Origin of the sequence: Calothrix sp. UHCC 0171, assembly GCF_034931845.1 — a bacterium.
In the GTDB taxonomy this organism is placed as follows: Bacteria; Cyanobacteriota; Cyanobacteriia; order Cyanobacteriales; family Nostocaceae; genus Brunnivagina.
In genome coordinates this window covers 77,802-93,385 of sequence record NZ_JAYGHN010000018.1, presented here as the reverse complement: position 1 = coordinate 93,385, position 15,584 = coordinate 77,802, and the positions used below count along the sequence as shown (strand labels likewise).

Below are 15,584 nucleotides of genomic sequence, written 5' to 3'. Positions count from 1 at the left end.
GCAGATAGAAATAATCAAATCCACTCCTTTAGAGAATTATCTAGACTGCTATTTTTTTGTCAAAGTTTCCCAGAGCATATCATACTTTCGGATGATTTTAATGAATCAAATTTGATGTTTTCTTAAGGCTTGACTCAAGTGAGATTACAGTCAAATTACTCTTTTGACTTCAGCAAAATTTCCATATTAGTTAAACTAATAATTGATGATTGAGCAAAATTAAGTTATTTTTGCTACATCATTTCCAATGGTAATTTTCTCCAATAATTTATCTAGAGTTAGCTAGAACAGGCAACATACCCGTTCTAGTTTGAGAAATAGAGATACAAACACTTTGGCAAAATACTGGTAAGTGTGTGGTTACAATCAAAACAACTTAGGTTTTTGTATTTAATTGAACCTAGTACAGTTTGGTGGAAACGAACAAACCATTCTCAAGTGACAAAAAGCTTATTTTAGAAGCTTTATTCCTTCTAGCTTGAAAGAATCATTTGTCATTTGTTATTCTCCGCGTCCCCGCGTCTCCGTCTCTCCGTGTCCGCCTTCTATGCTTGGCGATGAAAATTTTTCATTGGGACTGCCTTTTTACTTCTGCCTTCACGTACTAGGGACTGAGAAATTGTATCCAGAATTAAGCAAACTGCTTTTGATAGCGCCCCAGTGCCAGCAAGGGAAAGTATTGTTGATAAAAATGGTACTTCAGATAAAAATGACAGGGGAAACCTGTTCCTGTAAATTCATCTTCGTTCCAAGTGCCATCGGTGTGTTGAGTTGTGACTAAGTAATTGACACCACGTTGAATGGCATCTTGGGCAAAATCACCCACCACTTCCGCCGCCGCGAGCAAACCGATTAATGCCCAAGCTGTTTGTGATGCTGTGCTGTTTCCTTTACCTTTCAAACTGGGGTCTTTGTAGCTTTGACAGGTTTCACCCCAACCTCCATCTGGATTTTGGCAAGATACCAACCAGTTTGCACCCCGTTTAATGCTTTGGCGTTGTTGCGGAGCAATTAAAGCGAGAGCAGACAATGCGCCGCTAGTACCATAAATGTAATTGACTCCCCAGCGCCCAAACCAGCAACCTGGGGGTTCTTGTTCACGGAGAAGATAGTCAAGGGCACGATGGAAATCATCTTCGTTGATTGATGTGTCGCAACAACCCAACATTTCTAATACGCGGGAGGTGACATCCGCCGTATTCGGGTCAATCATTGCTTTCAGATCACTATAGGGTAGAAGATTCAACCAATCTTGATCGTTATCCATGTCAAAGGCTGCCCAACCACCACCTTGGCATTGCATTGTTGCTACCCAATTGATTGCCCTTGTCATTGCGGCTTGTTTGAGTTTTTCATTGGGGAGTTTGGCGAGTGCCAGTGCCATCACCACAACAGCCGTGTCATCCACATCAGGATAAAAGCGATTCTCAAATTCAAATGCCCAGGCTCCTGGTTGACCAAGTTTATTTTTTACTGCCCAGTCACCGTAATCAAAAATCTGTTTTTGGAGTAGCCATTCACCACCACGTACAATAGCTGGATGGTCGGGGGCAACCCCAGATTCAATCAGCGATCGCATCACCCAAGCAGTATCCCATACCGGAGAAATGCAAGGTTGGACACAATATGTATCAGTAGTTTCAATGGCAAAATTATCGATCGCCTGGAGTCCGCGTGAGATAATGGGGTCATTCACGTCATAACCAAGCGATCGTAAAGCTAACATTGAATTCAGCATCGCTGGGATAATTCCCCCCCAGTCTCCGCTTACTTCCTGTCGTTCTAATATCCAACGTTCTGCCGCTTGGATACCGGCTTCACGGAAGGGAATTAAGTTGAAATTCTCCGCAAATTTAAAAGCTTCATCCAATCCTACAAAGATATCCGTCCAGTCGTGATTACGGGGTAATTCATACTTGACATTTTCTACTCCTTCTGCATAGAGTTCCTTTAAACAGATGGCAGGATTGGTAACGTAAACAGGTTTTTTGTCAAAGACAATTAGCAAGGGGACAGTGCTGGAACGCGCCCAACTGGATAATTCGTAGATATTAAACCAGAAATTTTCCGGCAGTAACATTACCCAAGGAGGTAAGGAAGGGATACCGCGCCAGCTATAACAGCCAATTAAGGCGAGATGGAACTTGGTAAAAATTCGGGTTTTGCTGATGCCGCCGCGTTTGACAATGAAATCTCGCGCTTTTAGCATCGCCGGGTCAGATTCCGGTACTCCCAATAATTTTAAAGCCATATAGGCTTCAACAGAAGTACTCAAATCACCGCCATCATTATAAAAAAGCTCCCAGCCACCATGTACTCGTTGCTGAGAGCGCAAATATTTTTCTGCTTTGTGGAGGGGGCGAGTGTTGTCTGTTCCCCAAATCTTGTGCAACAGCACAACCTCGGCAGTAATCGTGACATTTGATTCCAATTCTGCCCACCAGTAACCCTCAGGGTATTGAATGGAAAGAAGATAGTTCTGACTGGCTGTGATGGCGGTTGGAATTTTTGAGGCGATTACCCTGTCTTGAGTTTGCATGAAATACTACTCAGTCTCCAAAATAGGTGTGGATACGGCAGCAAAATGGCTTGTATTGTCTCTTGCGAAAGAGAAATCGTATTTTCTTATGTTACCGCGATCGCTTGCACTAGGTCTATGACAGTTATTGAATTGGTTCTGACATTTCTTTCTTTGGTTATCTGGGTTGTGTTACTTGTGGGTAGGGGAGGCTTTTGGCGGATAAGTCCTCTATTGGAAGAGTTAGAGGAAGACGCGGTGAGGGGGAGACGCGGGGAGGAGGTAGAGGAAGACGCGATGAGGGGAAGATGCGGGGAGGAGGTAGAGGAAGACGCGGTGAGGGGAAGACGCGGGGAGGGGGAAACACAGAACTTCAATGTCTCTGCATCGTCCTCATATTCTTCCCTGCCGACTATCTGTGCGATAATTCCAGCACGCAATGAAGCTGATTTATTACCTGTAACTTTGACTTCGTTGCTTTCACAGGATTATGCTGGTAATCTTACTATTTTTCTTGTGGATGATCATAGCAGCGATCGCACGGGAGAAGTTGCTCAGTTAATTGCCGAAGGTTTACAAAAAACATCCCAATTACAGGTAATTAATGCTGAAACATTGCCAGCAGGTTGGTCTGGTAAACTGTGGGCATTGGAGCAAGGTATTCGTCAAGCATCTCTACTCAAACCTGATTATTTTTTGCTCACAGATGCAGATATTCAGCACGATTGCAGTAATTTAAATCGTCTTGTCACCAAGGCTGTGCAGGAAAATTTAGATTTAGCTTCGATAATGGTGAAACTGCGCTGTGAAAGTTTTTGGGAAAAGTTATTGATTCCGGCTTTTGTGTTTTTTTTCCAAAAGTTGTACCCGTTTTCGTGGGTTAATAATCCCCATAAATCAACTGCTGCTGCTGCTGGTGGTTGTATTCTCATTCGTCGCCAAGCTTTAGAAAGGATTGGCGGAATCGAATCTATTCGTGAAGCTTTGATTGATGATTGTGCTTTGGCTGGGGCGGTGAAATGGGGACAGGGAGACGCGGGGATAGGGGGACATGAGGATAGAGACATAGGGGGACAGGGAGACGCGGAGACACGGGGACATGAGGATAGAGACATAGGTGGACATGGGGACAGAGGCATAGGGCAGGGGGACGCGGAGACACGGGGACATGGGGACAAGGGGATATTTAATTTCTTGATTTCCCTCTCATTACGTCTCCCCCTCACCGCGTCTCCCCCTCGCCGCGTCTCCCCCTCATCACGTCTCCCCCTCACCACGTCTCCTCCTCACCGCGTCTCCCCCTCACCGCGTCTCCCCCTCACCGCGTCTCCCCCTCACCGCGTCTCTTCATCTTTCCCTATCTGGTTGGGATTGAGTTCCCAGACAAAGAGTTTGCGAGCTTATAATTCTTTAGAAAGTATCTGGAATATGGTGGCTCGAACTGCTTTTACGCAACTCAATTACTCGTTATTTTTATTATTGGCAACATTGATGGGCATGTTTGTGATATATCTGGCTTCCCCTGGGGGATTTATTTTGGGTTTGGTGACGGGGAATTGGTTAGTTGCGGGTTTGGGCTTGTGGGGATGGTTGTTAATGAGTTGGGCTTATTACCCGACTATTCGTTTTTATCAATGTTCACCGTTGTTTGCTTTTTCTTTACCAATAATTGGTTTTCTCTACACTTTAATGACGTTTGATTCAGCTTTGCGTCATTGGCAAGGGCGCGGCGGGGCTTGGAAGGGAAGGGTTTATGAGTAAGTACGCCAAAGAAACTTGGATTCCGCATCATTTCAATTTTTAACCTGAAATAAATCAGTTGTAATCTGCTCCAATACTTTTAACCCCTGTAATGAACCTTTGATTAACCTTGTGGCGGCGATAGGTTGACGGAGCATTCCTAGTGCTAGAGGTAGGGTTTTTAATGAGCCTTCTGGACTGATGGCAAAATTTAAGTCGGGTAAGTCGTGTTGACTATCGTCGCTCACTACCCGCACCATTCCTACTGATGCACTCAGGGAATTAAAAAAATCTAGAATTGCGAATCCTTCCATATCGACGACATCTACGTCGTTGGTTTCTGCGAGATGCTGTTTTTCCTGGGCAGAAGATATAATGCGATCGCAGGTTATCCCTTTTACCCTCGAAATCTTTTGGGAATAATTTAACTTCAATTGTTTTTCTAAATCATTTGTCAAACTTCTATCAAATTCGCGAATCAATTTGTGGTTTAAGTTTTGGTGATAAATGCAACTTTCGTAAATAACGACATCACCGACTTGATATGCTTCTTTTAAGCTGCCACACAAACCCATTATTAATATTTTTGGTTGTACTTGTTTGCGTAATTCTGCGATTTTATCCAAATTTTGCAGGTATTGAATTAATCCTGGACTACCGATGGGAATCGCGATAGGTTGGGGGAAATCTGTATGAATGCAATTCTGATTCTGAATGCAACTTAGTCCTTTACGTACTGCTTGATATTCCGCACCTTGGGGAACGAGAATTACTTGAATTGATGAGTTTACCGCAGATGGAGGCTGATTCACGCCGATAAAATACCTGGGATTAAGATAATCACGAATTCTCTTTTTATTTTAGAAAAAATATCATCTATCTCAAGATTGATTTGTGTGCAGAAAAAATTGAAAAAACGGTCAAAAAATAAATTTTTTGCTGCTACGGCGATAGAAGGGAAAAAACATTTTAAAATCAATATCCAGTGACAAGCACAGTCAACGATGGTAAAGTCTATTCGCCCGAAATTAACACGCGATCGCTATAATATTTCTCGATGGGCAATTCAACATTCTTGGCTGACGCTGGGTTTTTGGATTGCGGTGATGGTAGCAGGAATTTTGGCGTTTACTTCTCTGAAGTATGCTTTGTTCCCTGATATTGCTTTTCCTGTGGTGGTAGTACATGCAACTGCTCCCTCAGCTACAGCATTGGAAACAGAAGCGCAATTAGCAAAGCCTTTAGAACAACGTTTGCAATCTTTGGAAGAAGTTGATGATATTCGCTCATCGAGTTATCCAGGACAAGCGGTAGTTAGTTTAGAATTTCCTGTGGGGACAAATTTAGATGCATCCACTCGTAAAGTCACAGAGGCACTGAAGCAAGTAAAGTTAACGGCAGGTGCAGAATATCAAGTTATTCCCTTCAATCTCAATGAATCTGCGGTAATTAGTTATGTCGTTGAGAGTGAGAAGTTGAATTTAGAGGATTTATCAAATTTAACTCAGCAAAAAATTATTCCGACTATCTCGAAATTGCCTGGAGTCCTCAAGGTGCTATTGCTGGGGCAACCTGTTCCATCTCAAGGTGTAAATAATTTACCCGGACAGGGTGCAACCTTAATTAGATTTAATAGCAAAGATGCGATCGCATTTCAAGTAATTAAGCAGGGTGATGCGAATACTTTGGAGGTTGTCAGTCGCGTCGAAGCACAAGTGAGCAAATTAGCCTCTAGTTTAACTGATGTCAAATTAAAGTTAGCCGCCACCCAAGCAGAATTTATTCGTAAAGCTACCCATGCAACGATTGATTCACTGATTGAAGCAATACTTTTGTCGGTGCTGGTAATTTACCCATTTTTACGTAATTGGCAAGCGACAATTATTTCCGCCTTAGCAATTCCCATTTCCCTAGTGGGAACGTTTATTGTCATGGCTGTCTTTGGTTTCAATTTGGAGACAATTACCTTACTAGCATTAGCGTTAGTAATTGGCAGTATTATAGATGATGCGATCGTTGATGTGGAAAATATTATGCGCCACATCGAGAAGGGGGAAACTCCCCGTCAAGCAGCTTTTTCTGCGACTTCGGAGATAGGTGTAGCAGTGACAGCAGCAACCTTAACTGCTGTTGCCGTATTTTTGCCAATTGGGTTAATGGGTGGTGTTGTCGGACAGTTTTTTAAGCCATTTGGGATTACGGTTGCAGCAGCAATGTTAACTTCCCTGTTGGTGGCAAGGACTTTATCTCCGGTGCTGGCGATTTATTGGATTAAACCGAAACCGACACCACAGCAAACACAGGAAAATATTGAGAATAATCTCCAACAATGGGGTTATTTTGCTCAGAAATATCAAGATTTATTAAGATGGTCTTTGCAGCATCGTCGCATAGTAATGGGATTAGCAGGATTAAGTTTTGTAATTGCGATCGCAATTATCCCAATTATTCCCAAGGGTTTTATTCCGAAGTTAGATAGAGGTGAATTTAATATTACCTATACCGCATCTTTAACGAAGTTAGTCGAACAAAGTCGGCAAAGTACGCAGGATGCTTTGGGAAATATTTTTAGTGCTGATGGAACGCAATCTTCACTTTCTGTGACTGGGGTTGCCATTTCTAATCCTTTAAATGATTCTCTCGATATTGCTAAGAGGTTGGAGGCTGTCGTCAGAAAACAAGCTGATGTGGAAAATGTTTTTGTCACTGTTGGCTCGCGTCAAGGTGAACCGAATAAGGGGACATTATATGTGAAATTGCAAGAAAAACGTAATCTCAAAACTGGTGATTTACAAGAACAATTGCGTAATATCTTACCTAAAATTCCCGATGTCACAGTCAGCGTTGAAGATATCCAATTTGTTGATAGTGGTGTACAAAAACCTCTGCAAATTGCTTTACAGGGTGAAAATTTAAATAGTCTGAATCAAGCGGCTCAGAAAATTGCAGAAACTGTAAATAAATTACCAGGTTTTGTAGATGTGACTTATACAACTGAAGGTAATACAGATGAGAATATATTACAAATTGAACGCTTGAATAATCAGCGTGTTGCTTATATTAGTGCAAATTTAGGTCAGATAAATGCCGGTGAAAACTTATCTCTAGGAGCAGCTACAGACAAACTAGTTGATGTTGCCAAATCAGTAATTACCCCAGATGTAAAATTAAACTTAGAAGGAGATTCTGCCAGACAAAAAGAGGTTTTAGGTGGTTTTACTTCTACGCTATTACTATCAGCATTATGTATTATTATTGTCTTGGTTTGCCTCTTTGGAGGATGGCAAGACCCGTTAGTAATTGGTATTTCCTTACCTTTAGCAATTGTCGGAGCTATCATTTCTTTATTGTTGACAAAAAGTGACTTTGGTATGATTTCCCTAATTGGGTTTGTCTTCCTACTTGGTATTAGTAATAAAAATGCAATTTTACTCGTAGATTATATTAATCAATTACGCAGAGAAGGTGCAAATAGAACCGAAGCAATACTTAACGCAGCACCAATTAGATTTCGTCCCATCATGATGACAACAGCATCCACAATATTAGGTATGGCTCCCATTGCCCTGGGATTGGGAGCCGGATTTGAATTGCGATCGCCTATGGCTGTAGCTATTGCTGGAGGTTTAATTAGTTCCACTATTTTAAGTTTAATAGTCGTCCCCATTTTATATACTATTCTTGATGATTGGTTTCCTCGCGATCGTAAATTTTTTAATTAAAATTTAAGCCATTAATTAATAATTACTAATTCATAAAAATTAAAATCTCACTAATGAAAAAAGTATTTATCACGGGTGCTACGGGGTTTGTAGGTGCAAATCTGACTCGCTTACTCACATCAGAAAATTACTTCGTTTCTGCACTTGTCCGTCCAGATAGTAATATTAATAATTTAAAAAATATTCAAAATTTAGAAATAATGACAGGCGATTTAAATGACTCGAATCTATGGGAAAAAATTACAGGTTGTCAATACTTATTCCATGTTGCCGCACATTATTCACTCTGGCAACGGGATAAAGAATTACTCTATCAAAATAATGTTCTGGGAAGCAGAAATATCCTCGCCGCAGCCAAAAAAGCAGGTGTAGAACGTATAGTTTACACAAGCTCTGTAGCAGCTATTGGTGTGGGCAAAAATCCAGTTGATGAAACTCATCAAAGTCCCATTGAGGAACTTGTTGGAGATTATAAAAAATCTAAATATTTAGCTGAACAAGAAGCGATTCAAGCCGCAAAATCAGGACAAGATATAGTCATAGTCAATCCTAGCACCCCAATTGGTCCTTGGGATATCAAACCAACCCCCACAGGGGGAGACATTATTGTGCGTTTTCTCAAGCGACAAATGCCAGCTTACATCAACACCGGACTGAATTTGATTGACGTACGTGATGTTGCTTGGGGACATCTTCTTGCCCTCCAAAAAGGCAAATCTGGAGAAAGATACATCCTGGGCAATCAAAATCTCTCACTTAAACAAATTCTCGATCGCCTTGCCACAATTAGCAACATTCCCGCACCAAAAAATGCCATACCCGCTTGGATACCTTTTACCGTTGCTTGGATTGATGAAAAAATCCTTGCACCTTTGGGGAAAACACCATCAGTTCCCCTTGATGGCGTAAGAATGGCAAGACATCCAATGTACTACAATCCAGGCAAAGCCATTCGTGAACTTGGTTTACCCCAAACACCCATAAATATTGCTCTCAAAGATGCTGTTGATTGGTTTGTGTCTAATGGTTACGTTAATTAAGAATCTGGATTCAATAAAGTACAAAATAGGGTGCTGTTAGCAGTAACGCACCATTCCATTCCTCAAGATTCGCAACGCCAAAAATACTAACTACTCAAAGCTTTCAAAAATCGTTGTAATCCTCGCATCATTCCAGGTTTTTTAGCAGGTATAACTTCCCCATCTTCTGTAGTCGTTGTGGGTTTTCCTTTCGCTAAAATCAAATCCAGTTCATCACCAGATGGTTTATTTGGTAATTCTGCAACCTTCTCATAGTTGCCAGCATTCTCTACCCAAACTTCCCACATTCCAGGGTAACAGCGAAAGACTGCGGCTTCTTCAAATATTGGACGCAGGTAATAACAGGATTCGATAGTACCAATAAAACGTTGTCGGGTTTGTCTTCCTGCATAACCAATTCCCACTACTCCTGAATCTTCAAGACGAGGATTTAGCATGATAAAAGGACGATTTTCGCCGATTTCCTGACAAATTTGCTCTAATTGTGGTAACTCTACTGATGTTGGCGAAACAAATAAGAAAACTTCGTCTTCTGGCTTGACTTTTGTTTTAATTGATGCTGCTCTACCCGTACCAACATCTTGGATTTGATAGGTGACATCCGCCCATTCCCGACGCGCCAGCGCGCAAGCACCTGCATCAGCAAAAAATACTTTGAGTTTGTCGCCGTAGGATTCAAAAATTGGTAGAAATTGCTGGGCAACGGGCATAAATTTGAGTTCGGGAAACAGCAATTCGACTTGTAGGCGGGTATAACCGTCTGCTAAAGCTGCTTGGGTTGCTTGTTGGGCTTGAATAATAGCGTCTTCTAAAGTTTTTGGTAGTTCAGGCATATTAAAAAGGGATGAGGGGGAGATGGGGAGATGGGGAGAGGGGGAGATGGGGAGACACGGAGATGGGGGAGATGGGAGACACAAATAAAATTTTCTATTTTCTATTTTCTATATCTCCTTGTCCCCGCGTCCCCGCTTCACTACCTCCCCGCGTCCCGATTGTCCCATCATTTCTTTGTCTTCCTGATTTTTGGTTCTAATATTATGATTTTACAGGTTGACACTACACGATCGCCTATTGGAAGCAATTCTCATTCATTTACAGGGTAAATTCGGCTCGTAATTGGTTCACAACTTGATCAAGTCCGACAGAGTGGGCGGCTTTGAAAAGCAACCTATCGCCAGCTTGAATATAACTCCTTAACCTCGCCACCATATCGGCATGATTGGCGAAGCATTCAGATGGGATTCCTTCTGCACTTTGAATGATTGCTTCGGCATCTTGTCCGTCAACCAACACCAATAAACCATCCAAATTCAAGCTTTTTACCATCTCGCCGACTCGTTGATGCAATTGCTGCGATCGCTCGCCTAATTCTTTCATTGCCCCCAATACCGCGATTCTGCGAGTTCCTGGGGTTTCTGCTAATAAATTTAATGCCGCTAGCATAGCTTCTGGTGCAGCATTATAGGTCTCATCTAATATTATGACATCATTCGCTAACGTAATTCTTTGCGATCGCCCTCCTGGCATATCCACCGTCACACCCGACCGTAATGATGACCAGTTGATATTTAGCACTTTCGCCACTGCCAAGGCTGCTAGGTAATTTGTGGCATTATGTCGTCCCGCCAATGGTAAGGGCAAACGTATTCCCGGCATTTCAATGGTGTGATTGTCGATTAATTTCCCGTGAATATCCCCACCCGACAACCCGTAGGTAATCACTTCACCCCGCCATACTTTTGCCGCCATCTCCATTAATAAGGGGTTGTCATGATTGAGAATGGCGACACCATCTTCAGGCATTTCCGCCAAAAGTTCACATTTAGCTTGGGCGATAGCTACTTCCGAACCCAGTAACTCGATGTGAGCCGTACCCACATTTGTAATTACCCCAATATTCGGACAGGCAATTTGTGTGAGTTCAGCAATTTGTCCCCTGCCCCGCATTGCCATCTCCACCACAGCAAAATCATGCTCTTCGTTAATTTCTAACAAAGTCTTGGGTACACCAATTTCATTGTTGAAATTTGCATAGGTTTTATGAACCTTCCCCGCAGTGGCTAAAACTGCTGCAATCAACTCCTTTGTCGTCGTTTTCCCTACCGAACCGGTGACACCAATCACAGGAATATTAAAGAGATTGCGCCACCAATAACCCAGTTGTTGATAAGCTACTAAGGTGTTTTCTACCCGGAATACGGGGAATTGCGTATCTTCATAGGCAAAATCAACAATCGCAGCTAGGGCTCCTTTAGCGATTGCCATTTCCACAAATGCATGTCCATCAAAATTTTCACCACGTAAAGCTAAAAACACCTCACCCGGCTGTAGTTTCCTTGTGTCTGTTTGAATACCAGTACAAACGGATGACAGAGACAAATCGGATACATTGGTGATTTTGGCAGAAAGAACTTCGACTAGCTGAGTGAGGGTAGCAAAACAGGACATCTTACTTGGCTTTTGTGTTTAGGTAGTTCATTGTTTATATTCCAGCGTCCGCAATTAACGCAAGGAAAAAAGCAAAATCAGTTATACACAAATTCGTTCCCGAAAGCAAATTCTACTCACCAGGTAATTCCGCAGCAGTGCGAATATTCTCTAACTGCAAATTGCCACAAGTCCGCTTAATTAAACCCGTTAACACGTTACCAGGACCAATTTCTATGACTTTTTCAATCCCATTTCCTGGTAATGCTTGCGAAATCTCTCGCCAGCGTACACTTCCAGTCATTTGCTGCATCAAACGCTGTTTGAGAGCGATCGCATCTACCGTCGGTGTTGGGTCTACATTTGATAAAACTGGTACATTTGCAGTCTGAAATTCTACCGATGCTAAAACACCTTCATATTCGGCGGCAGCAGTAGCCATAAATGGTGAATGGAAAGCCCCAGATACATTTAGAGGAATCGCCCGTTTTGCCTTGACTTTCGCCATCACTTCCTTGACGGCTTCCGGAGTGCCCGATATTACCACTTGTGCAGCACTATTATCATTTGCCAAAACAACATCAGCATTTTCAGCTAAAGTCTGTTCCAGTTGTCCTTGATCAAATCCAATTAGAGCCGCCATCATTCCACCGGCGGCACTATCCATGAGTTCAGCACGGCGTTTGACTAAGCGCAACCCATCTGACCATGCAAATACACCAGCCGCATACAGAGCTATATATTCGCCTAAGCTATGCCCAGCAACTAAATCGGGTTTTTGCTTTGCCAGCAATGCGTCAACAAGGATACTTTCAATAACGTATAAACACGGTTGTGTGTAGAGAGTACGCGATAACTTTGCTTCGTCATTTTGGCATATATCAACTACCGACCAACCCAAAATATCTTCAGCTTGAGCAAATTTTTCTTTAGATAAAGGTAGCTCGATTAAATCACTTCCCATTCCCAAACTCTGGGAACCTTGTCCGGGAAACACCCATGCGGTTTTAGTCATCTCTTCAAAAAAGTTTAGGAGTAAGCAGTCAGTACAATTCGCAATTCGCAATTCGCAATTTGCAATTAATGCCCACGGATAAATCCGGGGGCTTGAACCGCAATGTTTAAATATATCTGTCCATAAATTAATTTAGGGGCTTTTACCATTAAAGAATTATCGGTCAGGAGTAAGGAGTTAGAAGTTAGGAATGAGGAATGGATAATATGGCAGTTATCAGGGTGACTACAACAACCTGAAAAACTTAGATACTCGTGCAGATAAGAGTGGGAAAAATCTGATCATTGACTGCTGACAGCAGAATTGATCACTCCTAATTCTTAACCTCTAACTTGTTACTTTCCCCATTTAAAAATCGCTGCACCCCATGTTAATCCGGCACCAAAACCGGAGGCAGCGATCGTATCATTTGCCTTGATTTTCCCACAGCGTACGGCTTCGTCGAGGGCGATGGGTATAGAAGCTGCGGAAGTATTGCCATAATTGGCAAGATTGCTAATGACTTTATCTTTGGGTACATGCAAACGCTGGGCAACAGCATCAAGAATGCGTTGGTTTGCTTGGTGCAAAAGCAACCAATCGATATCTTCGGCGCTGAGGTGAGCGCGAAATAAAGCTTTATCAATAACTTCAGGTACTTTTTGAACGGCAAACCGATAAACCTCTTTCCCGTTCATAGTAATTGCTTGATAACCACCTTTGCTGACGGTGATACCTGGGGCTAGTTCTTGGGTATTGGGGACATAGGCGAGGTTAAGGAAATGATTTTGTGTGCCATCGCTTTTGAGTTCAAATCCCAGTAATTTGTCGCTAGCCGAAGCCTGCATGACTACAGCCCCCGCACCATCACCAAATAATACACAAGTTGTGCGATCGCCCCAATCTACCCAACGCGAGAGAATATCCGCCCCAATTAAAAGTACATTTTGATATACTCCCGTGCGAATATACTGGGCAGCTGTCACCATCCCAAACAAAAACCCCGAACAAGCGGCAGTTAAGTCAAAAGCAACAGCATGGTTTGCCCCCAATGCTGCTTGAACTTGACATGCACTACCAAACAAATCATCGGGGGTAGAGGTCGTCAATAAGATTAAATCAATATCCTGAGCAGTAATCCCAGCCATAGCTATTGCCTTGAGACTGGCTGCGGCAGCTAGACTACTTAGTGATTCGCGTTCCGATGTAATCCGTCGGTTTTTAATCCCTGTTCGTGTAGTTATCCACTCGTCTGATGTCTCGACAAGTGCCGTCATTGCTTGATTTTCCAAACAAGCAGTAGGCACTGCCGAACCACTTCCTGTAATTGCTATTCCTGTATTTTGTTGCACTCCTACTCTCCCACGCGATCGGCGAAATAGTGCTGAGTTTTGAGTGTTGAGTGCTGAGTATTCAAATTAAGATTATTTTAGTCAAAGCACTTAATTATCTTAATTATTCAGTTTTTATTTGACCCAACACCTAAGACTCAGCGCCCAGCACCCAGCACTCAGCCCTGAAGACACACCACAGACTTTGACAAGCCCAGCAGCGCGTCTACAGTACACTCTCCGAGAAGGCAAAGCGCCTACAGAACTCAACACTCAGCACTCCTTAACTACCTTCGTGTTGTAGGCTTTGATATTGAGACTGAATTCGTTGTAACACCTGGTTATCCACAGCTTCTTTTGCCATCCGAATCGCATTAAAGACCGAAGGGGCTTGGGAGCTACCGTGACCAATGATACAAATTCCATCTACGCCTAAAAGTAAAGCTCCGCCGTGTTCTGCATGATCCATACGTTGCTTAATGCGCTTTAGATTTGGTTTCAAGATTGCACAGCCGATTTGACCTTGCAAACCTTGAGGCAATTCCTCGCGGATAATTTGCAACATTACTTCTCCGACAGCTTCTGCAAATTTCAGTAAAACATTACCGACAAAGCCGTCACAGACAATGACATCAAAATCACCAGAGAGGACATCACGCCCTTCAGCGTTGCCAGTAAAAGTGATTTGATGATTTTCCCGTAGCATTTGGTGGGTACGGACTGCGGCATCGTTACCTTTGCAGTCTTCTTCACCTATATTTAACAAACCAACCTTGGGTTCGTTTACACCCAGTACGTACTGACTATACACAGAACCCATGACGGCAAACTGCTCTAGAAACTTGGGACGGCAGTCAACATTAGCACCAACATCAAGTATGAGTACTTGTTTGCTGGCAACCATTGTGGGGAATACCGCACCAATTGCCGGACGGTCAATACCTGGCAGTCTGCCTAAGCGCAACAAAGCCGATGCCATAGCAGCCCCGGAGTGTCCCGCCGAAAATACTGCATCTGCCCGTTTTTGCTTGACTAAATCCATCGCCACGTTAATGGAGGACTTGGGCTTGCGCCTTACCGCAGTTAAGGGTTCTTCCTCCATCTCGACTGCTCCCTCGGAAGGAACAATCTCAACATCCGCCATATTGGTATTTGGCGGCAGCACAGATTCAATTTGTTGGGGATTACCTACCAATAGTATTTCCACACCCAGTTCTTCTCGTGCCCGCAGAGCGCCAGTCACGATTTCACCGGGTGCTAAGTCCCCTCCCATTGCGTCAATTGCGATCCTCACGCAAGTCGATCCCATTGCTTAAAGCTTTTAGAAACCTTACAAATTTTACCAGATGCCTTTACTCAAAGAAGTATGCTTCTGGGTTCTCTCATTACATGTAACTACGTTAACAATTATTGACAATTCAAACAAGGGGATGAGTAAGAGAGAAGACGAAATCGCCAAGATATGGGGATGTTCAAAAATTGAGTTTTTTGGAAAAATTTACCATAAAGTTTCCAGATGCTGGTCAATAATTGCAGAAGAGAGTAGACAAAATACTCATTGCGTGCATTAATGGTTTTGCAAAAAGTGATTTGTGTCGAAAAAACCATTTTGGATGGGTGACACTTAACACAATTTTGGAAATCAGTAACTTCTCATCTTGCAAATATCTGGTAATGAGTCATCATATTGTGTCAGAACCCACTTCCGCAGCGAAAAAACACCAGTTACTATGATTACTCAGTCTGAAAAATCCCAGAAGACTGTATAAAACCACAGAAAATTAACAAAAATATCCCTATTGAGGACTAAAG

The 15,584-nt window shown here is 42.7% G+C and carries 10 protein-coding genes; 3 read left to right on the top strand and 7 right to left on the bottom strand.

The window, feature by feature from the left end:
- Positions 1-631: 631 nt before the first annotated feature.
- Positions 632-2,539, bottom strand: coding sequence for a squalene--hopene cyclase (gene shc, locus VB733_RS15290; protein WP_323340914.1), 1,908 nt, complete (start codon positions 2,537-2,539; stop codon positions 632-634).
- A 117-nt stretch (positions 2,540-2,656) separates the two neighbouring features.
- Here shc and VB733_RS15285 point away from each other — a divergent pair, with 117 nt between their 5' ends.
- A complete protein-coding gene (locus VB733_RS15285) occupies positions 2,657-4,279 on the top strand; it encodes a glycosyltransferase (protein WP_323340913.1) in 1,623 nt (540 codons plus the stop codon).
- 32 nt (positions 4,280-4,311) lie between these two features.
- Here the strand turns inward: VB733_RS15285 and VB733_RS15280 are convergent, their stop codons facing one another.
- The gene (locus VB733_RS15280; protein WP_323340912.1) at positions 4,312-5,070 is read right to left on the bottom strand and encodes a phosphorylase; all 759 of its coding nucleotides are present in this window, start codon (positions 5,068-5,070) and stop codon (positions 4,312-4,314) included.
- A gap of 192 nt (positions 5,071-5,262) precedes the next feature.
- Between VB733_RS15280 and VB733_RS15275 the strand changes: the two genes are divergently transcribed.
- Positions 5,263-7,980, top strand: coding sequence for an efflux RND transporter permease subunit (locus VB733_RS15275; RefSeq protein WP_323340911.1), 2,718 nt, complete (start codon positions 5,263-5,265; stop codon positions 7,978-7,980).
- A 53-nt stretch (positions 7,981-8,033) separates the two neighbouring features.
- Complete coding sequence (hpnA, locus tag VB733_RS15270; RefSeq protein WP_323340910.1) at positions 8,034-9,020, top strand: hopanoid-associated sugar epimerase; 987 nt, start codon at positions 8,034-8,036, stop codon at positions 9,018-9,020.
- A gap of 86 nt (positions 9,021-9,106) precedes the next feature.
- Here the strand turns inward: hpnA and VB733_RS15265 are convergent, their stop codons facing one another.
- The 5 genes from VB733_RS15265 to plsX form a co-directional block, all read right to left on the bottom strand.
- The gene (locus VB733_RS15265) at positions 9,107-9,853 is read right to left on the bottom strand and encodes a DUF1995 family protein (RefSeq protein ID WP_323340909.1); all 747 of its coding nucleotides are present in this window, start codon (positions 9,851-9,853) and stop codon (positions 9,107-9,109) included.
- A 259-nt stretch (positions 9,854-10,112) separates the two neighbouring features.
- Complete coding sequence (locus VB733_RS15260; protein WP_323340908.1) at positions 10,113-11,468, bottom strand: UDP-N-acetylmuramoyl-tripeptide--D-alanyl-D-alanine ligase; 1,356 nt, start codon at positions 11,466-11,468, stop codon at positions 10,113-10,115.
- A 112-nt stretch (positions 11,469-11,580) separates the two neighbouring features.
- Entirely contained in the window at positions 11,581-12,462 is an 882-nt protein-coding gene (fabD, locus tag VB733_RS15255; RefSeq protein ID WP_323340907.1) for an ACP S-malonyltransferase, read from the bottom strand.
- Positions 12,463-12,797: 335 nt separating this feature from the next.
- Positions 12,798-13,793: a beta-ketoacyl-ACP synthase 3 gene (locus tag VB733_RS15250; protein WP_323340906.1), complete on the bottom strand. Its 996-nt coding sequence runs from the start codon at positions 13,791-13,793 to the stop codon at positions 12,798-12,800.
- Between the two features lie 262 nt (positions 13,794-14,055).
- Positions 14,056-15,081, bottom strand: a complete 1,026-nt coding sequence (gene plsX, locus VB733_RS15245; protein WP_323340905.1) for a phosphate acyltransferase PlsX — start codon at positions 15,079-15,081, stop codon at positions 14,056-14,058.
- Between the last annotated feature and the right edge of the window lie 503 nt (positions 15,082-15,584).